The sequence below is a fragment of the Listeria goaensis genome (assembly GCF_900186125.1).
GTDB lineage: Bacteria > Bacillota > Bacilli > Lactobacillales > Listeriaceae > Listeria > Listeria goaensis.
The window spans coordinates 1-24,279 of sequence record NZ_FYBQ01000007.1 but is presented as its reverse complement, the minus strand read 5'-3'; the positions used below and the strand labels follow the sequence as shown (position 1 = coordinate 24,279).

The 24,279-nt window shown below is 42.8% G+C and carries 26 protein-coding genes, 1 other RNA gene and 1 pseudogene; 22 read left to right on the top strand and 6 right to left on the bottom strand.

What is annotated here, in order from left to right; genetic code table 11:
- The first annotated feature begins 51 nt into the window (after nucleotides 1-51).
- The 7 genes from tadA (at nucleotide 52) to ffs (ending at nucleotide 8,896) form a co-directional block, all read left to right on the top strand.
- A complete protein-coding gene (gene tadA, locus CFT42_RS09175) occupies nucleotides 52-525 on the top strand; it encodes a tRNA adenosine(34) deaminase TadA (protein ID WP_088810157.1) in 474 nt (157 codons plus the stop codon).
- A gap of 374 nt (nucleotides 526-899) precedes the next feature.
- Nucleotides 900-2,303 carry a cytochrome ubiquinol oxidase subunit I gene (locus CFT42_RS09170; RefSeq protein ID WP_088810158.1) on the top strand — a complete coding sequence of 468 codons (1,404 nt, stop codon included), beginning with the start codon at nucleotides 900-902 and terminating at the stop codon, nucleotides 2,301-2,303.
- The gene (gene cydB / locus CFT42_RS09165; RefSeq protein ID WP_088810159.1) at nucleotides 2,290-3,303 is read left to right on the top strand and encodes a cytochrome d ubiquinol oxidase subunit II; all 1,014 of its coding nucleotides are present in this window, start codon (nucleotides 2,290-2,292) and stop codon (nucleotides 3,301-3,303) included. Before CFT42_RS09170 ends, cydB begins: the two co-directional genes overlap by 14 nt.
- On the top strand, nucleotides 3,303-5,024 hold the full coding sequence (cydD, locus tag CFT42_RS09160) for a thiol reductant ABC exporter subunit CydD (protein ID WP_088810160.1): 1,722 nt from the start codon (nucleotides 3,303-3,305) through the stop codon (nucleotides 5,022-5,024). Before cydB ends, cydD begins: the two co-directional genes overlap by 1 nt.
- Nucleotides 5,024-6,763: a thiol reductant ABC exporter subunit CydC gene (cydC, locus tag CFT42_RS09155; protein WP_088815983.1), complete on the top strand. Its 1,740-nt coding sequence runs from the start codon at nucleotides 5,024-5,026 to the stop codon at nucleotides 6,761-6,763. Before cydD ends, cydC begins: the two co-directional genes overlap by 1 nt.
- A 12-nt stretch (nucleotides 6,764-6,775) precedes the next feature.
- Complete coding sequence (locus CFT42_RS09150; RefSeq protein WP_088815982.1) at nucleotides 6,776-8,287, top strand: gluconokinase; 1,512 nt, start codon at nucleotides 6,776-6,778, stop codon at nucleotides 8,285-8,287.
- 343 nt (nucleotides 8,288-8,630) lie between these two features.
- An RNA gene (gene ffs / locus CFT42_RS09145) (signal recognition particle sRNA large type) lies at nucleotides 8,631-8,896 on the top strand.
- A 53-nt stretch (nucleotides 8,897-8,949) separates the two neighbouring features.
- On the opposite strand, the gene CFT42_RS09140 is transcribed toward ffs, so the two are convergent.
- Nucleotides 8,950-9,321, bottom strand: coding sequence for a DUF4180 domain-containing protein (locus tag CFT42_RS09140; protein ID WP_088810185.1), 372 nt, complete (start codon nucleotides 9,319-9,321; stop codon nucleotides 8,950-8,952).
- Between the two features lie 147 nt (nucleotides 9,322-9,468).
- Here CFT42_RS09140 and CFT42_RS09135 point away from each other — a divergent pair, with 147 nt between their 5' ends.
- Nucleotides 9,469-10,128, top strand: a complete 660-nt coding sequence (locus tag CFT42_RS09135; RefSeq protein WP_088810163.1) for a hypothetical protein — start codon at nucleotides 9,469-9,471, stop codon at nucleotides 10,126-10,128.
- A 49-nt stretch (nucleotides 10,129-10,177) separates the two neighbouring features.
- On the opposite strand, the gene CFT42_RS14845 is transcribed toward CFT42_RS09135, so the two are convergent.
- On the bottom strand, nucleotides 10,178-10,333 hold the full coding sequence (locus CFT42_RS14845; protein ID WP_162859624.1) for a hypothetical protein: 156 nt from the start codon (nucleotides 10,331-10,333) through the stop codon (nucleotides 10,178-10,180).
- 392 nt (nucleotides 10,334-10,725) lie between these two features.
- On the opposite strand from CFT42_RS14845, the gene CFT42_RS09130 reads away from it, so the two are divergent.
- The 9 genes from CFT42_RS09130 (at nucleotide 10,726) to CFT42_RS09090 (ending at nucleotide 17,115) form a co-directional block, all read left to right on the top strand.
- Nucleotides 10,726-12,090, top strand: a complete 1,365-nt coding sequence (locus CFT42_RS09130; protein ID WP_088810165.1) for a PTS sugar transporter subunit IIC — start codon at nucleotides 10,726-10,728, stop codon at nucleotides 12,088-12,090.
- 142 nt (nucleotides 12,091-12,232) lie between these two features.
- The gene (locus tag CFT42_RS09125; protein WP_007472962.1) at nucleotides 12,233-12,454 is read left to right on the top strand and encodes a hypothetical protein; all 222 of its coding nucleotides are present in this window, start codon (nucleotides 12,233-12,235) and stop codon (nucleotides 12,452-12,454) included.
- Between the two features lie 3 nt (nucleotides 12,455-12,457).
- The gene (locus tag CFT42_RS09120; protein ID WP_088810166.1) at nucleotides 12,458-12,658 is read left to right on the top strand and encodes a DUF3188 domain-containing protein; all 201 of its coding nucleotides are present in this window, start codon (nucleotides 12,458-12,460) and stop codon (nucleotides 12,656-12,658) included.
- Entirely contained in the window at nucleotides 12,655-13,116 is a 462-nt protein-coding gene (locus CFT42_RS09115; RefSeq protein WP_088810167.1) for a DUF3284 domain-containing protein, read from the top strand. The genes CFT42_RS09120 and CFT42_RS09115 overlap by 4 nt, the downstream gene beginning before the upstream one ends.
- Nucleotides 13,117-13,238: 122 nt before the next feature.
- The gene (gene dnaX / locus CFT42_RS09110; protein WP_088810168.1) at nucleotides 13,239-14,963 is read left to right on the top strand and encodes a DNA polymerase III subunit gamma/tau; all 1,725 of its coding nucleotides are present in this window, start codon (nucleotides 13,239-13,241) and stop codon (nucleotides 14,961-14,963) included.
- A 29-nt stretch (nucleotides 14,964-14,992) separates the two neighbouring features.
- A complete protein-coding gene (locus tag CFT42_RS09105; protein ID WP_088810169.1) occupies nucleotides 14,993-15,310 on the top strand; it encodes a YbaB/EbfC family nucleoid-associated protein in 318 nt (105 codons plus the stop codon).
- 59 nt (nucleotides 15,311-15,369) lie between these two features.
- A complete protein-coding gene (gene recR / locus CFT42_RS09100) occupies nucleotides 15,370-15,966 on the top strand; it encodes a recombination mediator RecR (RefSeq protein WP_088810170.1) in 597 nt (198 codons plus the stop codon).
- Nucleotides 15,967-15,986: 20 nt separating this feature from the next.
- Complete coding sequence (locus tag CFT42_RS09095) at nucleotides 15,987-16,235, top strand: YaaL family protein (RefSeq protein WP_088810171.1); 249 nt, start codon at nucleotides 15,987-15,989, stop codon at nucleotides 16,233-16,235.
- 202 nt (nucleotides 16,236-16,437) lie between these two features.
- Nucleotides 16,438-17,115, top strand: a complete 678-nt coding sequence (locus tag CFT42_RS09090) for a Crp/Fnr family transcriptional regulator (RefSeq protein ID WP_088815981.1) — start codon at nucleotides 16,438-16,440, stop codon at nucleotides 17,113-17,115.
- Nucleotides 17,116-17,190: 75 nt separating this feature from the next.
- On the opposite strand, the gene CFT42_RS09085 is transcribed toward CFT42_RS09090, so the two are convergent.
- The 4 genes from CFT42_RS09085 to dhaK are packed head-to-tail and all read right to left on the bottom strand — an operon-like array spanning nucleotide 17,191 to nucleotide 20,041.
- On the bottom strand, nucleotides 17,191-18,045 hold the full coding sequence (locus CFT42_RS09085) for an aldo/keto reductase (RefSeq protein WP_088810173.1): 855 nt from the start codon (nucleotides 18,043-18,045) through the stop codon (nucleotides 17,191-17,193).
- Nucleotides 18,046-18,062: 17 nt separating this feature from the next.
- Nucleotides 18,063-18,437 carry a dihydroxyacetone kinase phosphoryl donor subunit DhaM gene (dhaM, locus tag CFT42_RS09080; RefSeq protein ID WP_088810174.1) on the bottom strand — a complete coding sequence of 125 codons (375 nt, stop codon included), beginning with the start codon at nucleotides 18,435-18,437 and terminating at the stop codon, nucleotides 18,063-18,065.
- Nucleotides 18,434-19,036, bottom strand: a complete 603-nt coding sequence (gene dhaL / locus CFT42_RS09075; protein WP_088815980.1) for a dihydroxyacetone kinase subunit DhaL — start codon at nucleotides 19,034-19,036, stop codon at nucleotides 18,434-18,436. Before dhaL ends, dhaM begins: the two co-directional genes overlap by 4 nt.
- Before the next feature lie 12 nt (nucleotides 19,037-19,048).
- Nucleotides 19,049-20,041, bottom strand: coding sequence for a dihydroxyacetone kinase subunit DhaK (dhaK, locus tag CFT42_RS09070; RefSeq protein ID WP_088815979.1), 993 nt, complete (start codon nucleotides 20,039-20,041; stop codon nucleotides 19,049-19,051).
- Nucleotides 20,042-20,195: 154 nt separating this feature from the next.
- Between dhaK and CFT42_RS09065 the strand changes: the two genes are divergently transcribed.
- The 5 genes and pseudogenes from CFT42_RS09065 to CFT42_RS09045 form a co-directional block, all read left to right on the top strand.
- Nucleotides 20,196-21,575, top strand: a complete 1,380-nt coding sequence (locus CFT42_RS09065; protein WP_088810177.1) for an aminotransferase class I/II-fold pyridoxal phosphate-dependent enzyme — start codon at nucleotides 20,196-20,198, stop codon at nucleotides 21,573-21,575.
- Between the two features lie 38 nt (nucleotides 21,576-21,613).
- Entirely contained in the window at nucleotides 21,614-22,237 is a 624-nt protein-coding gene (gene tmk, locus CFT42_RS09060) for a dTMP kinase (protein WP_088815978.1), read from the top strand.
- A 102-nt stretch (nucleotides 22,238-22,339) separates the two neighbouring features.
- Nucleotides 22,340-22,669: a cyclic-di-AMP receptor gene (locus CFT42_RS09055; RefSeq protein WP_088810179.1), complete on the top strand. Its 330-nt coding sequence runs from the start codon at nucleotides 22,340-22,342 to the stop codon at nucleotides 22,667-22,669.
- 398 nt (nucleotides 22,670-23,067) lie between these two features.
- A complete protein-coding gene (locus CFT42_RS09050) occupies nucleotides 23,068-23,952 on the top strand; it encodes a DUF1672 family protein (protein WP_088815977.1) in 885 nt (294 codons plus the stop codon).
- A gap of 17 nt (nucleotides 23,953-23,969) precedes the next feature.
- Nucleotides 23,970-24,279: pseudogene (locus CFT42_RS09045) on the top strand (SA1320 family protein); the annotation flags it as partial.

The window sequence follows — 24,279 nt, the reverse complement described above, 5'->3', positions numbered from 1 at the left end:
TCTGGCCATCGCCGGGGTCATTTTCACTAAAACTAGAAAGAAGGTGCGGTTTTGGATAAAAACGGGTTTATGCACGAAGCGATCAATGAAGCGAAAAAGGCAGGTGCAATTGGCGAAGTCCCAATTGGAGCAGTAGTCGTGCTAGACGGAAAAATCATCGGTCGTGGGCATAATTTGCGAGAATCCAGTCAAAACGCTGTGACGCACGCCGAAATGATGGCCATTCAAGACGCTTGCCATAATCAAAAATCTTGGCGACTCGCCGGTGCCGAATTATTTGTAACGCTTGAACCGTGCCCAATGTGTAGTGGTGCCATTTTGCTTTCCCGAATTGCGAAAGTATATTACGGCGCCAAAGATCCGAAAGCGGGAACGGCTGGAACTTTAATGAATCTCTTGCAAGATGAGCGCTTTAATCATGTCTGTGAAGTAGAAAGCGGCCTTTTGGAAGAAGAAACAGGCGCCCTTTTAACGGACTTTTTTCGGGAATTAAGAAAGCGCAAGAAAACCGAGAAACCGAGTTAGTCTAGTAGTTCTTTTCTACCAATTTAGACTAAAATGTCTGTTTGAAACTTTTTGTGAATAAAATAACAAAAACAAAGGTACAGTGAGTTCAATACTTTACAAGCTGATTTCTTATTAAAATGAAAAATAAAAAAAAGACTACTAAAGAACTAAATGAATTTAAGCCGAAATAGGATAAAATATACTGTATATAGAACTTATTCTAATTTAGAAAACTCTGCTTTAGCCGAAAAAGAGAAATGACGAATTTTTTTATTTTACATATCTTTGTGAATGAAATAACAACTAATGGAGCTTGTTTAGATTGTTTTTCACAAACTCGGTTAAGGGAGAACGTAAAAAGAATTAAAACGCAGAAAAAGGAGGGAAAAAGGGTGGATACATTGTTTTTAGCCCGTTTTCAGTTCGCATCAACAACAATCTTTCACTTTTTATTTGTGCCGCTATCCATTGGCTTAGTCTTTATGGTTGCGCTCATGCAAACGCTATACGTAGTGAAAGGGAAAGAAGTTTATAAAAGAATGACAAAGTTTTGGGGACATTTATTCCTCATTAACTTTGCAGTCGGTGTCGTAACTGGTATTATTCAGGAATTCCAATTCGGAATGAACTGGTCCGACTACTCCCGTTTTGTAGGGGACGTTTTCGGAGCACCACTAGCTATTGAAGCCTTACTTGCATTCTTCATGGAGTCAACATTTATCGGTTTATGGATTTTTGGTTGGGATCGCCTCAGCAAAAAATTACATTTAGCGTGTATTTGGCTCGTATCAATTGGAACGATTCTTTCAAGTTTTTGGATTCTAGCAGCCAACTCATTTATGCAACACCCAGTCGGCTTTGAATTTAAAAATGGTCGTGCCGAAATGAACGATTTCTGGGCGCTTATTACAAACGGCCAGCTACTAGTTGAGTTTCCGCACGTTATTTTCGGTGCTTTCGCAACAGGTGCGTTTTTCGTTGCAGGTGTCAGTGCATACAAAATGCTTAAAAAGCAAGATGTGGCTTTCTTCAAGCGCTCTTTCCAAATTGCACTCGTAATCGCAGTTATTGGCGGTTTTGGAACAGCTTTCAGCGGACACTCACAAGCCCAATATTTGGTTAAAACGCAGCCGATGAAAATGGCGGCAACTGAAGGTATATGGGAGGATACTGCCGACCCAGCACCTTGGACGATGATTGCCGGCATCGATGTCGATAACAAAAAAAATACGTGGTCAATTGAAATCCCGTATGCGCTAAGCTTCTTGTCTTATTCGACCTTTAGTGGTTCCGTAGAAGGCATGAACTCGCTTCAAAAACAATACGAGGAACAATATGGCCCGGGAGATTATATTCCGCCAGTACGAACTTCATTCTGGAGTTTCCGTATCATGGTATTAGCCGGCATGGTAATGATTTTAACAGCACTAATTGGTGCGGTGCTTGCTTGGCGTAAAAATCTTGAGAACACAAAATGGTATTTACGTTTAATGGTACCAATGATTTTATTCCCATTCATCGCCAACTCAATGGGTTGGATTATGACAGAAATTGGACGGCAACCGTGGGTAGTATTTGGTTACCAACAAACGGCAGATGCCGTGTCGCCGAACGTATCGGCAGGCTCGCTACTGTTCTCGATAATCGCGTTTTCAACGATTTACGCGTTACTGTTAATCGTGCTCGTCTATTTATTTATTCGCGAAATCAAAAAAGGACCTTATGGTGAAAATAAAGTAGAGACTACTTCTGTTGATCCATTTGATAAAGGGGGCGACAAAATTGTCACTGAATGAGTTATGGTTTTTACTTGTCGCAGTATTATTTGTCGGTTTCTTCTTCCTAGAAGGATTTGACTTTGGTGTAGGGATGTCTACACGTTTCATGGCGCGCAATGATTTGGAGCGCCGCGTGTTAGTGAACACAATTGGTCCGTTTTGGGATGCCAATGAAGTGTGGCTACTTACAGCTGGCGGTGCCATTTTTGCCGCATTTCCAAACTGGTATGCAACGATGTTCAGCGGTTACTACATTCCGCTCGTTGTGTTCTTGCTTGCTTTAATCGGTCGCGGTGTTTCATTTGAATTCCGTGGTCAAAAAGATTCTGCCGCTTGGCGTCAGTTTTGGGATTGGGTTATCTTTTTCGGTAGTATTTTACCGCCGTTCTTGCTAGGTGTCCTATTTTCAAGTCTTGTACAAGGTATGCCAATTAATAGCGAAATGGATATGTATGCAGGATTCTTTGATTACATTACGGTCTTCTCCGTTTGGGGAGGCTTAACCGTTACAATGCTTTGCCTACTTCATGGCTTAATGTTTATCACGCTTCGTACGGAAGATGATATTCAAGACCGCGCACGTCGCATGGCTAAACGCGTTTGGTTCATCACCGTGCCTGTTTTAGTAGTGTTTGTAGTTCTAGCATTCTTTTACACAGATATTTTCCAAGCCCGTCCAATTCTCGTGCCAACTTTAATTGGTATCGTAGTAGTGATGTACTTACTATGCGCATTCTTCCTATGGAAAAATCGCGATGGATTTGCATTTACATTTGGCGGCTTAGGTTTAGCATTAACAGTTGCAACCATTTTCGTAGGGCTATTCCCTCGTGTTATGATTAGCTCAATTGACTCTGCATTTGACTTAACCATTCATAACGCAGCTTCGGGACATTACTCCTTAACAGTTATGACCATTGTATCGGTAACACTATTACCGTTTGTACTCGGCTATCAAATTTGGAGTTACTACGTTTTCCGTAAACGCGTTTCGAGTAAGGAGAAAATGACGTATTAATGGGAAGAGACATTTTTAAATATAAAGGTATAAAAAAAATACTTGCGATTCTTGCCGCGTTGACTATAGTTCAAGGCGCGGCAATTATCGTCATGGCAAGCATGCTGTCAGGCGCGATTACAAAGCTCTTTAATGGTGCATCCTTGTCTACTGTGGCGTTACAAATGGCTTTCTTCGCGGGAGCACTTTTTGTACGCCATTTTTTAAATGTATGGAAAAAAGCGATTGTTTATAAGTTCGCCTCTGATACAGGGAAAAAGATGCGCGAAGAATTGCTTGAAAATTTATTCGTCCTCGGTCCGCGTTTTACGCGCGAAGAAGGAACAGGAAAAGTCGTTACGATGGTCATGGAAGGCGTACAGGACTTCAGGCGTTTTATTGAGCTGTTCTTGCCGAAGTTTATCAACATGGCGATTATTCCTGTGATGATTTGGATTTATGTGCTGACACAAGACGGCAAGTCCGCTTTAATTTTGGCCATTACATTCCCTGTTTTAATTTTATTCCTAATAATCTTAGGTCTTGCAGCAAAGAAACAAGCCGACTCGCAATTTGAGTCGTACCGGATTTTATCCAACCACTTTGTTGACTCGCTAAAAGGGCTTGAAACCTTGAAGTATCTAGGTTTAAGCCATAGTCACGAAAGAAGCATTGCGGACACAAGCTCAAGCTACCGAAAAGCAACGATGAGGACACTACGCGTAGCCTTCTTATCTTCGTTTGCACTCGATTTCTTCACAATGCTCTCTATCGCTGTCGTGGCGTTATTCTTAGGGCTCGGCTTAATTGACGGCTTAATCTTACTAGGCCCAGCACTCACAATTTTAGTTTTAGCACCCGAATACTTCCTACCCGTCCGTGAGCTAGGGTCCGATTATCATGCAACGCTCGACGGACAAGAGGCGGGGCGCGTTATTCAAGCCATTATTGATGAAGGAAAAGCACAGCAAGAAAAAAATGCAGGAACGGCTGCGCCTGCGTACACAAATGATTCTGTGCTGAATTTAGCAGGCATCACGGTTAATTATGCGGACGGGCATCAGGAATCGCTAGCCCAAGCTGATTTTGGCGTTTCTGGTTTGCAAAAAATTGGCATTATCGGAGCAACTGGCGCTGGGAAATCTACAATGATCGACGTTTTAAGCGGCTTTCTAGCACCAACAACTGGCGAAATCCAAATTGATGGCACCGCGGTTAAGCTACACAATTATGCGTGGCAGAAACAAGTGACGTATATTCCGCAGCACCCGTATTTGTTCCACGACACAATTGCTGGCAACATCAAATTTTATCATCCAGAATCAGCAGATGATGCGGTGAAATCAGCGGCAAAAGCGGCTGGACTAAACGCGTTCATTGAAGATTTAGATGAGGGATATGAAACGGTTGTTGGGGAAGCTGGGCGAACGCTAAGTGGCGGTCAGGAACAGCGAATTGCGCTAGCGCGCGCGTTTTTATCTGACCGGCAAATCGTGCTCATGGATGAGCCCACTGCGCATCTGGATATCGAAACGGAGTATGAGTTGAAACAGCCGATGCTTGATTTGTTCGAAAATCGGCTCGTCTTTTTTGCAACGCATCGCCTGCACTGGATGCTCGAAATGGATCAAATTATCGTTTTAGACAAAGGGGCGATTGTTGAAACGGGGACGCACGCTGAACTTGTTTCAAAAAAAGGGTTCTACTATGACCTAATTAAAGCCCAATTGGAGGAGATTTAATGCTAAAAAACAGTTGGATTGGCCCTTATATTAAGCAGAATTTTGGCCTCTTTTTAGTCGTTATTTTCCTCGGCGTGCTAACATTTTCGGCGGGGGCAGCGCTCATGTTCACGTCTGGGCACCTCATCTCGAAATCGTCGCTCATGCCGGAATCGATTATGGCCGTGTACGTTGCAAGCGTTGGCGTGCGGGCTTTCGGAATTTTACGCTCAGTTTCCAAATATGTCGAACGGCTAAACAGCCATTCGTTAGTGCTTCGGATTTTGGAAAAAATGCGCGTCAGATTGTATCGACTTTTAGAACCTCAGGCGCTACTTCTTAAATCCCGCTACCGGACGGGTGATATATTAGGCATGCTCGCAGATGATATTGAACACATTCAAAATTTCTATTTGACGACGATGCTGCCGGCTGTCATTAGTTTGTTTTTATATGCTGGCGTTGTCATTGCGCTCGGCTACTTTTCGATTCCGTTTGCGATTTTAATTTTAGTTTTAATTGGTTTGCTTGTGTTCGTACTACCTGGCGTTTCTATTTTGTATGCGCGCGGGAAAAATGCCTATTTAAAGCAAGGGCGAAATCGGCTATACAGCCAGTTTACAGATGCGGTTTTTGGTCTTAGCGACTGGATGTTTAGCGGACGCGAGAAGCGTTTAATTGAGGGGTATGAAAAGGACGAAGCGGCACTTTTGAAAGTGGAGACGAAGCAATTTCATTTCGTCAATTGGCGCGACTTTTTTAGCCAGCTAATTGTTGGTGTGATGGTCATTTTAATGGTCTACTGGAGCACAAATGAAGTGAGCGATGGAGCCATTTCAGGCACGCTAATTGCCGCGTTTACGCTCGCTATCATGTCGCTTGGTGAGGCTTTTGTGCCCGTATCGAGCGCCGTAAGCGACAAGTCGCTGTATCAAGATTCGCTTCTGCGGCTGGATAAAATCGAAGACACGACGCTACCTGACTTCGACGCGGAAATCGAGCAAAAAGCGCAAATCGAAACGGTGGACGTAACGCTACGGGCAGAAAATCTTTCGTTTCAATACAATGAAAAAAGCCCTTTTGTGCTGAAAAACTTTAATTTTGAACTGCGACAAGGCGAAAAAGTGGCGATTATCGGCCGAAGTGGCACAGGAAAATCAACTTTCCTAAAACTAATTCAAGGCGCGCTCGTGCCAAATGCTGGTGCAGTCACAATGAATGGCGCAAGCCCAGCCGACCTCGGACCACAAATCCCAGAAGTTGTGGCGATGCTCAATCAAAAAGCGCACCTTTTTAGCACAACGGTTTTCAACAACATTCGTCTTGGCAATCAAAATGCAACAGATGAAGAGGTTTATGAGGCGGCTAAAAAAGTGCAAATGCACGATTTTATTATGAGTATGCCAAACGGCTACAAGACGCAGATGTCCGAAATGGGCGCCCGCTTTTCAGGCGGTGAACGCCAGCGAATTGCGCTTGCTCGAATTTTGCTTCAAAATACGCCCATCGTCATTCTTGACGAGCCAACAGTTGGCCTCGACCCAATAACGGAACGCGATTTGTTGCAAACGATTTTTGAAACGCTAGAAGGCAAATCCGTACTTTGGGTAACGCACCATTTGGTTGGCGCCGAGAAAATGAATTCGGTGCTTTTCCTAGAAGACGGCGATATTTTAATGCAAGGCACACATGCCGAACTGATGGCTTCTGCGCCGCGCTACAAACGTTTGTACGAGCTGGACCGACCAATTCAGTTGTAAAAGAGGGATAAAATGAGCGAGTTTTTTATGGGCGTTGATATTGGCACGACAAGTACAAAGGCGGTTCTTTTTGATGAAAACGGGAGCCAAGTGACGCGCTATGCAGTGCATTACAATTTGGCGACCGACGTTTCGGGCAAGGCCGAGCAAAACCCCGATGAAATCTTTGAGGCCGTCAAAAAGGCCATTTGGATGGTCATGTCGGCGAGTCGGATTGGGCAAGATGAACTTGCCGCCATCTCATTCAGTGCGGCGATGCACAGTTTGATTTTGATCGACAAAACCGGTTCGCCGCTCACAAATTGCATCACTTGGGCGGACAGCCGTAGCAGTGCGGCGCTTGAAACGGCCAAACGCCATTACTATCTCGAAGGCATTTACGAAAAAACTGGCACGCCGATTCACCCAATGAGTCCGTTCGCAAAATTGATATGGCTTTCCGAAACGGCACCCGAAAAAATGGCGGCCATGCACATGGCGTGCGGAATTAAGAGCTATGTTTTATACAAAATGTTCGGCAAATGGCTAATTGATGCGTCGCTCGCGTCCGCTTCTGGGCTCTACAACACGAAAGCCGGCTGCTATGAAAAATCGGCGCTTGAAATCGCGCAGCTCTCGCAAAACAAACTCCCGACCGTTGTCTCCGAACTGCACCAACTGAGCGGCCTCAGCACCGAACTCGCAAGCGAAATGGGCATTGCCCCGGGCACCATTTTTGTCGTCGGCGCAAGCGACGGAGCCCTTGCAAATTTAGGCCTCCAAGCGACAGCTCCGAATGATGTTACCGTAACAGTAGGTACAAGCGGCGCCGTCCGCAAAACGACCACGACCTTCCAAACAGACGGCAGAAGCCGCACGTTTTGTTACCGCCTAACAGACGGCCTTTTCATTCAAGGTGGCGCTGTGAACAACGGCGGCAAGGCCATCGAATGGGCGATGGAGCAGTTTGCACCCCAAGATGTGCGTGAAAATCGTGATTACGTGAAGCTCATGCAAAACGCAGCCGAAGTGCCACTAGGGTCTAATGGACTTTTGTTTCTGCCGTATTTGCTCGAGGAACGCGCACCTTACTGGACAAGTGATATTCGCGCGGCCTTTTTGGGCATCACCATCAACCACACGCCGCCTGAATTCCTCCGCGCAGCCATCGAAGGCGTTGCGCTAAATTTGGCGAGCGTTTATTCCTCTATGGGGGAAAAAGGGGATGTGGTGTATGTTTCAGGCGGTATCGCCGCGCACACGTTTTGGTGCAGCTTGCTCGCGGACATTTTAAATCGCGAAGTACGCGTAACCCACACAATCGAGGGTTCAAGCCTCGGCGCCGCGCTACTCGCAATGAAATCCCTTGGCAGGCGGGCTAGTTTTACGTTACCCAAAAAGCCAGCTATAAAAGCCGTTTACAGGCCGAATGTGGAGCGCGCAAAAGCATATGCAGAGCTCCATAAAATCTTCGAACTAGCGACCGTACAACTAACCGGAATCAACAAACAACTAATTGATTGGCAAAAAAATGTTACAAAATAAAATTTCAGGGGAATAGTTCAGTAATAAAGAAAAAAGGGGTTTTTATGATGAACAAAAAAATTGTATGGATCGCCCTCGTTCTAGTTGGCATTTGTCTACTCGGAACGCTTATCGCGACACTCGTAAGCATCTATTTAGTATGATTTTTAAGATAATCTGGCTTGCTTTTGCAAGCCAGATTATCTTTTGGTTTTCCTTGGCGATTTTAGCGTGCCTAAATTTATCAGTCGCAAGGTTGATTTTTACTAGAACGCGCGATTTTACTTGCACTTTTTAACTAAAAAAGATAAACTAATGTTTGAGCCTTTTAAATCAGGGTTCATTCATTTTGGTAGCAAATTTGCCGTGCTAGACGGGGAGATAGCGGCGCCCTGTAACCCGCAATCCGCTCTAGCGGGGTTGAATTCCCAAATTGAGGCCTATACCTGTCTGGTCTGCCGCCAGCAAGTGGTGTTGACGATTGGGTCTTGCGCAATGGAAGCCTGTGAACCATGTCAGGTCCGGAAGGAAGCAGCATTAAGCAGTGCCTTTTATGTGCCGCAAGGTTGCCTGATCTGAGCTAACGACTGACGTAACGCAGGTGGTTGTATGTCGAACTTGGGTGCACGGCGTTAAATTTTAAATACGAACTCTCTTTTGTATAAAAGAGGGTTTTTTCATGTTCAAATTGCATCTCCGCACAGCTTCTCCAAAGCTTCCGCCTCATTTTGAGCAAAGAAAATTGCATCCCCCGCATTGCTTTCGCGCATAAAATCTTGCAGTGCCTTGCTACGATAAACCGAGAAATCGCCCACAATTGCAAGCTTCGTCTGATAAGTGACAAATTTTTGAAGTACCTCACCAGCAAGTCCGCTTCGCAAATCAAAGAAACGCTCATCAAATGCCTCTTTATTTAAAGCAATTCGTGTGCAGTCATTTTCGTATTGCACAGTCATAATTACATCGAGAGCGGTCTCGACGCTCGATATGATAACCTTGTCATGATGTATAATTGCACAGCGTAGCCCATTTTCTATTACAATTTTCGTATTCATTGGAATTCCTCGCTTATTTTTTATATTCATTGTAACACGACGTCATTAAAGTTTCGCAACTCCTTTTTTTAAATAAAAAAGTGAAAAAGCAATGTAAAACTGTTACAATATTAGTATGACGTAACTAGATAAAGAAGGATGAAAAGTATGCAACACATCAAAAAACGAAAGAACATTATCATTTTAAGTATTTTAGCTGTTATTGTGGCCGTTTTAGCCATTCTAAGTATTATTTTTGGTGTCTTTCAAAGGCAAGAAGTGCTTGATAAATATGATGTAGCCTATGAAATAAACGGAAAGTTATATGAGGTTTTCCCGATTTCTTCAACGGACATTGGCGTGGATAAAAAGAAAGAGGATAAGCATTTATATTTTCGCGTAAATAGCTACTACAATCTTGAATACTTATTCCGCATCGCGTATAAACAGTACGAGCTAAACGAACCTTCACTTGATAAAAACTACGCGGGAAAGCTCGATTACAGTATTGCGGATAACGCGTATGTCACGCAAGAAGATGTATACCGGACGAAAGACGATATGTACGCCGTTTATTCTTTTCATGATAAAAACGGGAAAGAAATCTACAAGTATGACCCGGAAGAAACATCGTCCGATAAATTTGTTACCCGAATCAAACCAACCATTTTGCAAGGCTATGAAAAAAGCGACATTTCGAGCTATGACGACTTTTTAGATATCACCGCGCTATTTAAAGAGAAACTGAACAAAAACGTAAAAGTCCGTGTTGATGATGCGAAAAACATGGTAATATTTTCAATTGAAGATGAAAAAAATGTAGACTAATTAAAAAACCTCAAAAGTTAGATTTTATTCTAACTTTTGAGGTTTTTTTTTAATTAGACTTGTCTTTTTCAGTCTCTTTTTTATCTTCGTCACGCTTCAACTTCGGTAATTCCTTTAAATCATCTGGAAAAATAATCGAATAATCACCGCGCTTGATGACTTTACTGTTACGGCTTTCTTCGGGCATATCAGATTTAAGAGCCACGTTCATCACCTCGTTTTTATAGATTTAGTATAGCACGAAATAAGGAATTCATAAATAAAAAGGAGGTCTTTTTGTGAAAAATCACGCAATTGTGTGTAAGCGGTTTCTTGGTTTACACGATTCTTAAAAATGTGTGTAAATAAAAGAAAGTGTCTATTTTGAGGTTTTTTAGTTCGTTTTGCATACAAAAAAGTTGGCACATAAATTGCTATATAAATTAGTGTATCCATGAAAGCCTTATCATGAAACAGAGAGGAGGACTCCCGAATTTCGCAAGGCTTGAGTTGGAGGTCGTCTAATAATCAAAATAGATTCAGAGGGAGTTAGGTTAAAAGGTTAGCACATTATTTTGTTAATAGGCGAATCATTTTTGTACTAAAGGGAGGATTAAGATGAACGGATTAACAGCATTTTTAGAGAAATATTTTGTTCCAGTTGCAGCCAAAATTGGTTCGCAAAAGCACTTAGTTGCGTTACGTGATGCGTTTATTTCGACAATGCCAATTACGATGGCGGGGTCGATTGCAGTACTTTTAAATGCATTTTTTAGGGATTTTCCAACAGATTGGGGCTGGACAGGCTTTGTTGAAGCCATGCAACCACTAATTGGGATTAATGGATATGTTTATAATGGGACTCTAGCAATTGTATCGATTATTTTTGCATTCTCGTTAGGTTATAATTTATCAAAAGTTTACGAAGTAGATCGTCTTGCAGGGGGCTTAGTTTCCTTAGCTGCCTTTGTTATGAACTTAACAGTAACAATTAGCTTAGACGCTGTTAAAGCTGCAATTACTGCAGCTAATGCTGATTTTGATATTAGTAGCTTACCAAAAGAGTTTACAGGTATTTATGGATTCTTTAATATGGGACAAGTAAATGGAACGGGTCTATTTACTGCCATGATTTTTGGTTTTATTTCAACGATTATCTACGCTAAATTAATGCGTCGTAAAATTACAATTAAAATGCCGGATTCAGTTCCGCCAGCTGTAAGTAAAGCGTTTGCTGCGATTATTCCAGCACTTGTTGCACTTTATGTTGTGGCAATTATTGATTGGGCATTCTTCAAAATTACAAATATGGATGTTATTTCTTGGATTTCTAAAACAATTCAAGAACCTCTACTTGATCTTTCACAAGGTTACGGGGCTGTCTTACTAATTACTTTCTTAGTGCAACTACTTTGGTTCTTTGGTATTCACGGGCCAAACGTACTTGCGCCAGTATTAGAATCCTTATGGGGAACAGCTCAACTTCAAAATATTGCGGCTGCGCAGGAAAAAGTGGCGCTACCGTTTGATTGGGTTCGTGGTTCCTTTGATGCTTACGTATGGATGGGTGGTTCTGGTGGTACAATCGTACTTATCATCGCTCTTCTTATGTTCTCGAAACGTGCGGATTCTCGTACAGTAGCAAAACTATCACTCGGCCCTGGTATTTTTAATATTAATGAACCAATTATGTTTGGTTTGCCGATTGTTTTAAATACAATTTACTTAATCCCATTCATTATTGCGCCAATGATTATGGTTACTGTCGCTTACTTTGCAACAACACTAGGACTGGTCGGTCCAGTTAAAATAGCAGTTGTTTGGGTAATGCCGCCACTTCTAAACTCGTTCCTGGCAACAGGGGGAGATTGGATGGCTCCGGTCATATCATTAGTCAATATGATAATAGCCTTCCTCATTTGGGTACCGTTTGTTATCACAGCAAACCGTGTAGGTGTCCCGGAAGAAGAAATGAAAGAGTAAAATTGTTTCTGGCTGGGAGGTCTGAATTGCCCAGCCAGATTATTATGCGTTGTAAAACGCGCCGAAAAACAAATTTAGTTAAGGTTTCTTATTGCAACGTGAAACGCTTAACGTTAAAATATTACTTGAGGAGGTTTTCAAAATGATTATTGTAAATTGTCCAATGAAACGCGATTACGTGACGGAGTTGCTTGAAAATTATAATGAAGATGGTGTGACTTTTAAAAAGGTGAGCGAAGTGGGTATGAAACTTAGCTTTGAAACAAATTTAGAAGATGAAGAAAAAGCAGCACGTATTGCAAAAGATACTATAAAGGCAACGGAAATTGGCGCTGTGCTTTATTTCCAAGTGACTGTGGGTTAAGATATGAAAATTGCTAATGGTTTATTTATCATGAGTATTGGGCTTTTGATCATTATGTTAAGCCCTTCTTATGGGAAAAACGGGGCAGCGAATGTGCCGTTTATGGTTACTGGCTTGGTCATTGTTTTAATTGGGGTCGTTCTTGTCTTCATAAAAGTGAAAAAAGGGAAAAAGAATGATGGACAAGGAGGAGATAAGAAATGAATATCTCGCAAAAATTATATATTTCGCAAAAAGAATGTTTTGATGCCATTATAAAATCTGTTATTTATGATATAAAACAATCAACTGGAAAAAGTAAGCAAATGCGCCAGTTGGAAGGGTTCTCTTACCAACGAGATATGTCAAATGGTGCTCGTGCCACGATTGCAATTACGGAAGTGAAGCCGTATGAGCAATACGTATTTGAAACAAAGAGCCGTGTGAATACGCATATTACAACGTATGCCATTAAAGCGACAAGCGAAGGCACATGTGAAGCTTCATATCATGAGAAAATTGAGGCGGAAGGTACTGTGCAAAAGCTAAATAATATGATCGTTGGTTTCTTGTTTGGGATTTTTAGAAGGAAACGTGCGAAAAACTTATTAAAAGCAATTGAACTTTCGGTTATTAACGAAAGTAAAGCAAAGAAACAAAATGCCGCACCGAATGCTGAATAAAAAACTTGGAAGGTGTCCAGCCGTTTGGACGCCTTTTTAGGTGAAAGGGAGAAGTTTACTCTTAACAAAATAGTCCGAAGTAAGCTATAATAAAACTACTAAGGTTTAGAGGAGAGTGAAGGATGGCATATCAGGCATTATATCGTGTTTTTCGGCCGCAGTCGTTTGATGATGTTGTCGGGCAAAGTCATGTCACTAAAACACTTCAAAACGCAATCACTCAAAACAAAACATCACATGCTTACTTATTTAGTGGACCTCGGGGAACTGGGAAAACAAGTGCAGCGAAGATTTTTGCGAAAGCAATCAATTGCGAAAATAGCACAGATGGTGAGCCATGTAATGAATGTGATATTTGCAAAGGGATTACAGATGGATCAAATCCAGACGTTCTGGAAATTGATGCTGCCAGCAATAACGGCGTGGAGGAAATTCGCGATATTCGTGAGAAAGTGAAATACGCGCCAACTGTTTCCAAATATAAAGTATATATTATTGATGAAGTGCACATGTTATCAACCGGCGCTTTTAACGCGCTCCTCAAAACGCTTGAAGAGCCGCCGAAGCATGTCATTTTTATACTTGCAACGACAGAGCCGCATAAGTTGCCGCTGACGATTATTTCTCGGGTACAGCGCTTCGACTTTAAGCGAATTACTACGCAAGACATCGTTCAGCGCATGGCTTTCATTTTAAACGAGGAAAAGATTGCTTTTGATGAAAAGGCGCTAATGATTATCGCACGAGCTGCCGAGGGAGGCATGCGCGACGCACTTAGTTTGCTCGACCAAGTCATTTCTTATGGTTCAGACGAGGTCAGCGTTTCGGATGCGCTTGAAATTACCGGTTCGGTGGCGCAAAATTTATTGACCGATTTAGTTGCGGCGATTTTAAACCAAGATGCGAGTCTGGCGATGGAACGCCTTTCGGGCTTGCTTTCAGAGGGCAAAGACCCCGTTCGATTGGTGGAAGACTTACTTGTTTTCTTCCGTGACATTTTACTTTATCAGAAGGCGCCAAATTTGGAGGAGACGCTTGAACGCGCCGTTCCAGATGAGGCTTTTCAGGAGTTAGCGAAAGCGGCGAATGCAAGCCAAATTTATAAGGGCGTGGAGCTTTTAAATAAGACGACCACGCAAATGCGGTTTTCGAACCACCCGGGAATTTATGTGGAAGTTGCCGTAGTGGAGCTGACCCAATTACGGGGCGGGAATCCGATTGTGCAAGGGGAGTCTGGCGCCGATGTTTCTGCCTTACAAAATGAAGTGCGGGAATTGAAGCGGGAGCTAGCCGATGTGAAAAAGCTGCTAGAAAATGGGGTTCGTGCGGATACCACAAACGCGGAGAAAGTTGCCCGACCTAAAAAAGCAGCGATTAACAATTCGAAAAGTTTTAAGGCACCAGTTGGGAAAATTAATCATGTGCTCGATGTCGCGAAAAAGAAAGATTTACAATTGATTCGCGGTTGCTGGGGTGAGCTTTTGTCGATGCTTATGGCGTCCCAAGCGGCACTTTTAAATGATGCTGAGCCAGTTGCTGCGTCAGAAGACACTTTTGTGTTAAAATTTAAGCATGAAATTCATTGTCAAATGGCGATGGACAATCAATCTTTTGTTGAAACGATTGAAACGAGCATTTCAAAATTAACGCAAGTCAATTATAGTTTCATTGGGATACCTGAAATTCAATGGTTTGAAGTGCGTGAAAACTTCTTGAAAACTCATACTCCTTCCGAGGAACATGAGTCAGGCGAGGAACTTCCAAAACCTGCGGTGGCGGACACTAATTCATTCGTCGAAGAAGCGGAAAAACTCGTAGGAGCAGATTTACTCGAAATAAAAGAATAAAAATTAAATGATGAAGAGGAGAATTTTTTATGCGTGGAATGGGAAATATGCAAGGTATGATGAAACAAATGCAAAAAATGCAAAAGGATATGGCGAAAGCTCAAGCGGAATTAGAAGAAATGGAATTCACTGGCACGGCTGGTGGGGAAATGGTCGCTGTCAAAATGAGCGGCAAACGCCAAGTGCTAGATATTGTCATTAAAGAAGAAGTGGTGGATCCAGAAGACGTGGAAATGCTACAAGACCTTGTATTAGCGGCGACAAATGATGCGCTGAAACAAGTGGAAGATACGACTGCTCAAAAAATGGGCAAATTCACACAAGGAATGAATATTCCTGGATTATAAGAGATTAGGCGGCAGAATGTTTGACGTTCTGCCTGCTTTTTTGAAAGTGAGCGATGAAGATGCATTATCCTGAGCCGATAACGAAGCTAATTGATAGTTTCATGAAATTACCAGGCATTGGGCCAAAATCGGCTGCACGCCTTGCTTTTTACGTGCTAGATATGAAAGAAGATGACGTGCTCGGCTTTGCCAAAGCACTCGTTGACGCCAAACGAAACCTGAGTTTTTGCTCGGTTTGTGGGCATATTACGGACACCGATCCGTGCTATATTTGTAAAGATCACTCTCGGGATAAAAGCGTGATTTGCGTCGTGGAAGAGCCACGTGATGTCATTGCAATGGAAAAAATGCGCGACTACCATGGCCAGTATCACGTCTTACATGGAACAATTTCGCCTATGGACGGAGTTGGCCCTGAAGATATCAACATTCCTGACCTCCTGAAGCGCCTACAAAACGAAGAAGTGACGGAGCTTATTTTAGCGACAAATCCAAATGTCGAAGGGGAAGCAACCGCGATGTACATATCACGGCTTGTTAAACCAAGTGGCATTAAAGTGACGCGGATTGCGCACGGTCTTCCTGTTGGTGGCGATTTAGAATATGCTGATGAAGTCACGTTATCAAAAGCATTAGAGGGACGCCGAGAAGTTTAACGAAATTTGAGGTGACGAATATGGAATCAAGAAGCGTTCAGCACGGTAGAAAAAAAAGAAAGAAAATGGGGAAACTGCACAAAGAATATGATGCGTATTTGATGGATTTAATTGAAGCGACGCAAGAAGAATGGCATAAACAAAAAGTTATCTTGCGCAAAAGTTTCAACTATAATGAGCGTTTAGAATATGAAGCAAAAAAGGCGGGCGCCAAATATTTTTACCTCTTTAAAGAGGCAAGACATCGTGGCGTCAGCGGGAAAAAATAAAGTATGCTTAAAGGTTGTAGATGAATAAAATCTGCAGCCTTTTTCATTTAAAAAATATGTAAAATAATACAAGTTTAAACCCAATTGTCACAAAAAGTTCAATAATGTGCCTGTATTTGTGAAATTTAGGTGTATGATTCGTCTATAAAATCATTTAAACTAGGAGAGTTTAAGGGGGGAAGCAAAAAAAGGAGTGAAATAAATGCATGAGTTGATGATGGGGTTATACACAAAAAAAGAAGTGTATGATTACTTTAATGAACTGCAATTAAAAGAATTGTTAACGTCAAACTTACAAGGATCTATGAAAAAAATCCGTATTGATCGAAGCCGAGTTTTGCTTTCAAAAACAGAGAATACAAAAGTTTACTTTATTTTAAGTGGCATTGTGGCGGCACGAAAAGACGGGAATTTGTTATACTTTCGCGGAGAAAATCGTTTTATAGGCCTTGAATCTATTTTATTTAGTGAAGACTCGGAACTTGTGACTTTAAACATTGGAAAAGTGGAATTAATCGAATTTCCAAAAGTAGAGGTTCTTGAATTATTAATGGGACTCCAAGAAGGGTGGCTGTATTGCTATCTAATTAACAAGGACTTAAACCAAGTGCTGATGAGAAATTATAGTAACTTTCAGGCAAAGCCGTACGAACGCAGCAAACAGATGTTAACCGATTTAGCCAAAGAGTTTGGCGGCTCAAGTGAGCTTAGTGTGGTTTTGCCAAAACAGTTTACTTTAACCATATTAACGAACTACTTAGGGATTAGTTACGTCACCATGAGAAAAATTTTAGAAATCCTTCGAGACGAAAACTTTATTGTAGATTCCGGAAAACGCAAAGAAATTAGAATACAAGCGGATTGCCAAAACAAGTTTTAGTGTAAAAAATCGAGAAACATTTCCAGTGTTAGGAAGGGTTTCTCGATTTTTTTCATATAATCTTCAGGGGTACTATCATAGCCCAAACGGCTTTTCCGTGCGGACATAAACAACATCGGGCGCGCTACTCACACGTTCGCCGCGGTTTAATTTGTTAATAATAATCATTTCTTCACGGGTTAAGGCAAAGTCATAAATGTCCGCGTTCTCGCGAATTCGATTAGGGTGTTCGGACTTTGGAATGATGGCGTTGTCATTTTGAAGGTGCCAACGTAAGACGACTTGGGCGGGCGTCTTATTGTACCGCTTGCCAATTTTTTTAAGCTCGCCGTCTTTTAAAACTTGGCCTCTTCCGAGCGGGCTGAAGGCCTGATGCGCTATATGTAACTCATCTAAGTAATGATGCAGCAACTTATTCGGGAAGTAAGGGTGGGTTTCGAGTTGGTCGACAGCCGGCAGAACATTGGCTTTGGTGAGGAGGCGGTCAAGATGGTGCGCCTCAAAATTAGAAACGCCAATTGCGCGAACAAAACCTTCATCATAGAGCTTTTCAAGCGCCTTCCAAGTTTCGAAAAAGGTTTCTTGTTTGGGCCAGTGCACTAAATATAAATCGATTTGGTCGAGCTGCAACTTTTTCCGGGACGCTTCAAAAGCTTTCAGCGTCTCATCGTAGCCCTGATCGGTGTTCCACACTTTCGTCGTAACAAAGAAGTCCTCCCTTTTTAACCCCGAAGAATGAAAGAAATCACCCATAAACTGCTCATTTTGGTAGAAAGCCGCAGTGTCAAAAAGGCGGTAATCGGCCTTCGCCGCGGCTTCGAGGGAGTTACGCAATTCAAATTCGTCGGTAATCTTGTAAACACCAAACCCGTGCTTGGGCATTAAAACGCCATTATTTAGCTGGATTTGGTCAGAAAACGACTTGGTCATGTTATCTCCTCCTCGCCTTATTTCATTTCAATCGATTTTAAGTTTTTAGAAATGACGTCTGGCTTTTCGTCAATTTGGATTTGTGCGGCCGTAGCATAGACGCCTTCCAAAAGGGGAGCATCAAATAAAATGATTTCTTTGTCTGAAAGTTCGCTGACCGTTTCAATATTCATTTTTGCGCTGCCGAGGTCGTAAAACGCGTACACTTTATCGGCTTCATTTTGTTCGAAAGCGTCATTTACTTTATCAAAACTCGTGCCGATACCGCCGTCATCCGTTCCGCCAGCATAGGTGATGCAAACGTCATGCGCCACTTGGCTTGCGATATCAAATACACCTTTTGCAACATCGGCCGAGTGCGAAATAATCACAATTCCGTAAGGCTTCTTCATTTAGTTACCTCCTCGCTTTTTAAAAGGGATGCAAATAGTATGGCGGACGAATACGCACCGGGATCGAGATGCCCAATGGAGCGCTCCCCTAGGTACGAGGCGCGACCTTTTGTGGCTTTCATGTCTTTTGTTTTTTCTAGGGCCGTCTGAATCGCGTCATTTGAAAATTCACCTTGTCGCATGACGCGGATAACGGGCTCCCAAACATCAATCATTGTTTTCTCCCCAGCTTGTGATTTTCCGCGGTTTTTAATGCCGTTTAAGCCCGCTTCGAGCGCATCTATGAGCTGTTCTTCGGTGAGGGTGTCAGCGTCAACGGCTTTGCTAATATTTAGAAAGGCGGAGCCGTACAGTGGGCCAGATGCGCCGCCTACTTTGCTGAGTAGTGTCATCGCGGTTGTTTTGAAGACGTCTTTTAAAGTTTCTGGAGGCTTTTTTGCAAAAGCGTTTTTCAGTTCTGTCAGTCCGCGCGCCATATTGATGCCGTGGTCGCCGTCACCGATTGACTGGTCCAAGTCGCTTAAAAGTTGCTTATTTCCAATGATTTGGTCCGAAAAATCAGTTAGCCAATTCATTGCCCAGTTTTTATCATAAGTCATCGTGAGCCCTCCTCATTTCCATGCGATTGTTTGGACAGGCAGATTCAGCATATCCACCCATTTTTCATCTTCTAGTTTTAAAATCGTAAGCGATAACCCCGCCATCTCAAGCGAAGTCATGTAGTCGCCAACAAAAGTTTTTTCAACAGTGACATGCGCGTCGCTTAAAAGTTCATGGACATCGTTTGTGAAAATGTATTGTTCCATTAGTGGCGTTCCGCCCATCCCGTTCACAAGCACGACGACCTTATCTCCCGATATGAAATGATGCTCCTTATTAATGCGGTCAAAAAGCTGTTTCGCGAGCTCTTTTGACGACATAATTTTTTCGCGGCTAAAACCAGGCTCACCATGAATGCCAATGCCTAGTTCGATTTCATCGTCGGAAAGCTCAAAACCAGGATGCCCAACCTCTGGAACTGTACAAGGTGTCAAGGCTACGCCAATCGTCTTAGTCGCTTTCACCACTTTTTCACCAAGCGCTTTTAGTTCCTGCAAACTCGCCCCAGCTTCCGCCGCCGCCCCGACAATTTTATGCACGAACACGGTTCCAGCTACGCCGCGCCGTCCAGTCGTGAAGGTGCTATCTTCTACAGAAATATCATCGTCAATAATAATTTGATCCACTTCGATATCGTCCATTTCGGCAAGTTCTTTCGCCATGTCAAAATTCATTACATCGCCCGTATAGTTTTTAACAATTAAGAGCACGCCTTTTCCTTGGTCGGCCGCTTTAATGCCTTCATGAATTTGGTCAGGTGTTGGGGAAGTGAAAACATCGCCGCAAACGGCCGCAGAAAGCATACCTTGCCCAACATAACCCGCATGCGCAGGTTCATGGCCCGAACCGCCGCCACTCACAAGGCCGACTTTGTTAGGTCGCTTGTCCTTTCTCGCGATAACCCGCGTATCTGGAACACGTTCGATTAAATCTGGATGCGCTTTCACAAGGCCTTCTACCATTTGCTCGACAACTTGATCTGTGCTATTGATAATTTTTTTCATGAAAAAAACCTCCTCCAAATTTTCCTACAGTTAAAAATTTCCCTTTGCCCGTCTTGTTAAACTCTATTATAATATGTTTTTTATGTAAACGCTTAACAAGAAGCATTCTGTTTATAAAAATGCTACAATAATGATTGGAAAAGGAGGCGTCGAAATGGCTAGTCAGGAAGAGGTTCCGTTATTTTCAAAAATGGAAGAACATGTACGTCAAAATCCACTTTCGTTTCACGTGCCGGGTCATAAAAATGGCATTTTGTCTGAACTTAAATGGCAAGACATGCTGAAATATGATTTGACGGAAATAAGCGGATTAGACGATTTGCACCACCCGGAAGGAGCAATTCGGGAAGCGGAAGCGTTATTAAGTTCGGCGTACGGCGCAAGCAAGAGTTTTTTTCTAGTTGGCGGCTCCACCAGTGGGAACTTAGCGATGATACTTGCTGCAGTTCGCCGCGGTGAGCGCGTTTTAGTGACTCGTGATGCGCATAAGTCGGTCGTGCATGCTTTGGAACTTGCGGGAGCTCGGCCTGTTTTTTTAAACACAAAAAAAGATGTTTTGACGGGCGTTTCAAATGGCGTAGACGTGGCGACACTTGAACAGGCGTTTCGCGAGTATCCGGACATTGTGGCAGCCGTTTTGACGTATCCGAGCTACTACGGTACGACGTTTGATTTGGCGCGTGTGGCACAAGTGATTCATCATTTTGGGGCGCTCGTTTTGGTTGACGAGGCGCACGGGGCGCATTTTGCTGCAAGTGATGCTTTTCCGCGTGATGCGCTTAGATGCGGGGCGGACGCGGTCGTGCAGTCGGCGCATAAGACACTCCCGGCGATGACAATGGGCGCTTTCCTACATATTAATTCGGATTCCGCGCGGCTCGCACGCATTCGCCACTACCTCCAAATCGTGCAAACAAGCAGCCCTTCCTACCTTGTGATGGCTTCGCTTGATTTGGCGCGCCGCTTCATGGCTATGTATTCGGACGATGATTTTCAAGCTTTTTGGAAAATGCGCGCCAAATGGGTCGACTACTTGGAAGATGCAGGCTTCATCGTTTTGCTCCCAGACGATCCGTTAAAGCTGGTTGTTCGGAAAAACGGGTATTCAGGACACGAAATTGCACGGCATTTTGAGGCACACGACTACTATCCTGAACTGGCGGACGACCGCCAAATGCTGCTGATTTTGCCGCTCACACGGAGCGGAACGCAGTTTGCACCAACTAGAGAATTGCGGGCAATCAAGGCGCCAAAAGGGGAAACGAGGCCAATTGAATTTGCCACGCCAAAACTTTCAGAGCTGGCACTATCCTATACGGAAATGGCCGAACTGGATAGCGTTCTTGTGGCATTAGACGAAGCGGTGCATGCCGTCGCCGCAGAAAACATTTCGGTGTATCCGCCTGGGATTCCTTTCGTCCTTCGCGGAGAAAAACTGACGGAAGCGCACATTGCTTTTTTGAAAGCCACATCTGGCGTACATTTCCACGGAGGAGAGCACTTAAAAGACGGCAAAATTGCAGTGTATTTATGATATAATCGAAAAGAGACTTGCTTGAAGGAGAGGAAACGATGGGGTTATTTATTACGCTTGAAGGGCCGGACGGTTCGGGAAAGACGACAACGATGCGTTTATTAGAAGAAAAAATGCGACTTGCGGGCATTGACTTTATTAAAACGCGTGAGCCGGGCGGCAGTCCGATTTCCGAAAAGGTTCGGGAAATTGTGCTTGGAATTGGGAATGAGGAAATGGATTCGCGGACGGAGGCGCTTCTTATCGCAGGTGCTAGACGCCAGCATGTTGTTGAAAAAATTCGACCAGCACTTCAGGCGGGAAAAACGGTGCTTTGTGACCGGTTTATTGATAGCTCGCTTGCTTACCAAGGCGCCGGACGTGGTATAGGTATACAAGAAGTACTTAGTATCAATTTGTTCGCAGTTGGCGAAACGTTACCTGACATGACTTTTTATTTGGACGTAGATGCGGCGACAGGGTTAGAACGGATTGCGGCAAGTCGCGGGCGCGAAATTAATCGGCTTGACAAGGAAGATATTAGCTTCCACGATAAGGTTCAAAAAGGCTATGAAGAAATTATCGCGATGTTTCCAGAACGCATCATTCGAATTGACGCAAATCGCACGCCAGAAGAGATTACAGATGAAATTATCGCGCATATTTTAAAACGGCTAAACTGACACTACGTGTGAGGTATTCACTAGGCGAGGAAAGCAAAAAAATGAGTCTAGGCGGATATTTTTGCTATAATTAAAAAAAGCTCTTTGAAGGAGATGAAAAAAATGAAATTAATTTTCGCTATTGTTCAAGACCAGGATAGCAATCGTCTGTCTGATGCTTTGATGAAAGATAATTTTGGTGCAACAAAGCTTGCGACAACAGGTGGCTTTTTGAAAGCGGGGAATACGACGTTCATCATCGGTGTGGAAGACGACCGTGTGGACGATGCACTCGATATTATCCGCGAAAATTGCAAGGCGCGCGAACAAATGATGACACCATCTGCCTCACTCGGCGTAACGGTTGACACCTATGTCCCTTACCCAATTGAAGTCCAAGTTGGCGGGGCGACAGTGTTTGTGATGCCAGTTGAAAGTTTCCATCATTTTTAGAGTGAAAAAGAGTAGTTGCGTGAGCGAATCCCCAAAAGTTAGACTAAAAATCTAACTCTTGGGAATCGCAACAAAGCTCCTCTTTTTTTATGTCTTTTTTTCTAAAAAATTCATAAAATCTACACAAACAATAAAAAAGTAACATGCTCTATTAAAATTGTAAGAAAAATATATAAACTGGAGATGAGTTTCAATTAGAATGCCCTGCCTGAATTGCGCGACCTTATGGCAAAAGCGTACGTAAGAGGGAGGTTGTTATAACGCTACAAACACAAGAACGGCTAGTGTGGGAGGAAGAGTAAGACCAACAAAATTGGGGGTTTTAATTTTAAAACAGGGTTTCTTGTTGTATACTATAAGAGGTGTTTTTTATATAAATAGAGAAAAGGGGTGTAACCATGAACGGGAAAAAAATAGCGATTTCCATTATTGGTTTATCAATTTTACTAGGAGGTTGTTCATTTATGGGGCAGTCAGATGAAAAAGAAAAGAAAATAGACGACGGGACAACACCTGTTGCGGAGTATAAAGGGCAAGGATTTATTTTCGTTGATGGCGACAAGTCTAAAGAAATTGTCGAAAAGAACGAAGCAGAAATTAAAAAGCGAGCCATCGCATATATGAAAGATACATATAAAACTGATGTTAAAGTGAATAATGTTGTACCTGCAAGAGATGCGGCGGTTGTCATGGTCGAAGCAGAAGACCCGATAGAGTTCCATACTTCTGTGATTGTCGGGCTTGATATGCAGAAAAAGAAACTTGATCCACCGGATTTTGTTCGCTCGGAAGATGGTGTAGTTGAGTCCGCAATTGTAAGTGGCTTGTATGCAAAAGCTTATGAGGCAGAATTTAAAAGATTGGATTTATTTGCCGAAAAAGAAGCGGAAAAGTATAATTTACAAGGTTTGAACCAAGAAACTATAGATAAGACACAAGCATCAGGGTATCAACACTCGTATTATTTTATTCCGACAAGTATTGCTTTTGATGATGCCTACAATGCTTATATAAGTAATCCTGAAATCAATCCGACCGAGATACGCGAGCTATTTCTTAAGGAAGATGAAAATTTTAAAAACGTACATGTTGCTCTTCAATTTTATAGCAAAAGTGACGGACTACCCAAACAAGAAAAGGCGGATAAAATTGCCGAAGACTTAAAAAAAGAAGTTGGACTGCCGAAAGCTGTTTATACGATAGATATTTATAAAAACTTTATTGTTGACCGGGTGGGACTTCCTGATGGTGAAAATATCAGTGTTGAAGATATTCAAAAATAGAGAAAGGGGAGGTTGAATTGCTGACAGCAGAAAAGTTGAAAACATCTGATCTGGATATTATAGAACTAAGTGGGAGAGTGGTCTACGAAGAGCCACATGAAAGACAATATATAGATATAAACGGAGAAAAAAGAGCGTACTTGGTTAAAGAAGGTGTGTATAACACGAAATCCGGACTAGATTACATGATTGTCGAAAATACGAAAACGGGTGAAGTCGGCATGATTTTCCAAGGAACACAAGGTCAAAAAGACGGTGGTCGGGATATTATTACCGATGCCACGCTTCCTGGAAATATTCCGGATGATCAACTAAAAGCAGCGGATA

What these genes read in the sequence shown, in the direction of transcription:
- cydD (WP_088810160.1), top strand. Translation starts at nt 3,303, where the DNA reads ATGGGAAGAGACATTTTTAAATATAAAGGTATAAAAAAAATACTTGCG.
- cydC (WP_088815983.1), top strand. Translation starts at nt 5,024, where the DNA reads ATGCTAAAAAACAGTTGGATTGGCCCTTATATTAAGCAGAATTTTGGC.
- CFT42_RS09150 (WP_088815982.1), top strand. Translation starts at nt 6,776, where the DNA reads ATGAGCGAGTTTTTTATGGGCGTTGATATTGGCACGACAAGTACAAAG.
- CFT42_RS09140 (WP_088810185.1), bottom strand. Translation starts at nt 9,321, where the DNA reads ATGAATACGAAAATTGTAATAGAAAATGGGCTACGCTGTGCAATTATA.
- CFT42_RS09135 (WP_088810163.1), top strand. Translation starts at nt 9,469, where the DNA reads ATGCAACACATCAAAAAACGAAAGAACATTATCATTTTAAGTATTTTA.
- CFT42_RS09130 (WP_088810165.1), top strand. Translation starts at nt 10,726, where the DNA reads ATGAACGGATTAACAGCATTTTTAGAGAAATATTTTGTTCCAGTTGCA.
- CFT42_RS09125 (WP_007472962.1), top strand. Translation starts at nt 12,233, where the DNA reads ATGATTATTGTAAATTGTCCAATGAAACGCGATTACGTGACGGAGTTG.
- CFT42_RS09120 (WP_088810166.1), top strand. Translation starts at nt 12,458, where the DNA reads ATGAAAATTGCTAATGGTTTATTTATCATGAGTATTGGGCTTTTGATC.
- CFT42_RS09115 (WP_088810167.1), top strand. Translation starts at nt 12,655, where the DNA reads ATGAATATCTCGCAAAAATTATATATTTCGCAAAAAGAATGTTTTGAT.
- dnaX (WP_088810168.1), top strand. Translation starts at nt 13,239, where the DNA reads ATGGCATATCAGGCATTATATCGTGTTTTTCGGCCGCAGTCGTTTGAT.
- CFT42_RS09105 (WP_088810169.1), top strand. Translation starts at nt 14,993, where the DNA reads ATGCGTGGAATGGGAAATATGCAAGGTATGATGAAACAAATGCAAAAA.
- recR (WP_088810170.1), top strand. Translation starts at nt 15,370, where the DNA reads ATGCATTATCCTGAGCCGATAACGAAGCTAATTGATAGTTTCATGAAA.
- CFT42_RS09095 (WP_088810171.1), top strand. Translation starts at nt 15,987, where the DNA reads ATGGAATCAAGAAGCGTTCAGCACGGTAGAAAAAAAAGAAAGAAAATG.
- CFT42_RS09090 (WP_088815981.1), top strand. Translation starts at nt 16,438, where the DNA reads ATGCATGAGTTGATGATGGGGTTATACACAAAAAAAGAAGTGTATGAT.
- CFT42_RS09085 (WP_088810173.1), bottom strand. Translation starts at nt 18,045, where the DNA reads ATGACCAAGTCGTTTTCTGACCAAATCCAGCTAAATAATGGCGTTTTA.
- dhaM (WP_088810174.1), bottom strand. Translation starts at nt 18,437, where the DNA reads ATGAAGAAGCCTTACGGAATTGTGATTATTTCGCACTCGGCCGATGTT.
- dhaL (WP_088815980.1), bottom strand. Translation starts at nt 19,036, where the DNA reads ATGACTTATGATAAAAACTGGGCAATGAATTGGCTAACTGATTTTTCG.
- dhaK (WP_088815979.1), bottom strand. Translation starts at nt 20,041, where the DNA reads ATGAAAAAAATTATCAATAGCACAGATCAAGTTGTCGAGCAAATGGTA.
- CFT42_RS09065 (WP_088810177.1), top strand. Translation starts at nt 20,196, where the DNA reads ATGGCTAGTCAGGAAGAGGTTCCGTTATTTTCAAAAATGGAAGAACAT.
- tmk (WP_088815978.1), top strand. Translation starts at nt 21,614, where the DNA reads ATGGGGTTATTTATTACGCTTGAAGGGCCGGACGGTTCGGGAAAGACG.
- CFT42_RS09055 (WP_088810179.1), top strand. Translation starts at nt 22,340, where the DNA reads ATGAAATTAATTTTCGCTATTGTTCAAGACCAGGATAGCAATCGTCTG.
- CFT42_RS09050 (WP_088815977.1), top strand. Translation starts at nt 23,068, where the DNA reads ATGAACGGGAAAAAAATAGCGATTTCCATTATTGGTTTATCAATTTTA.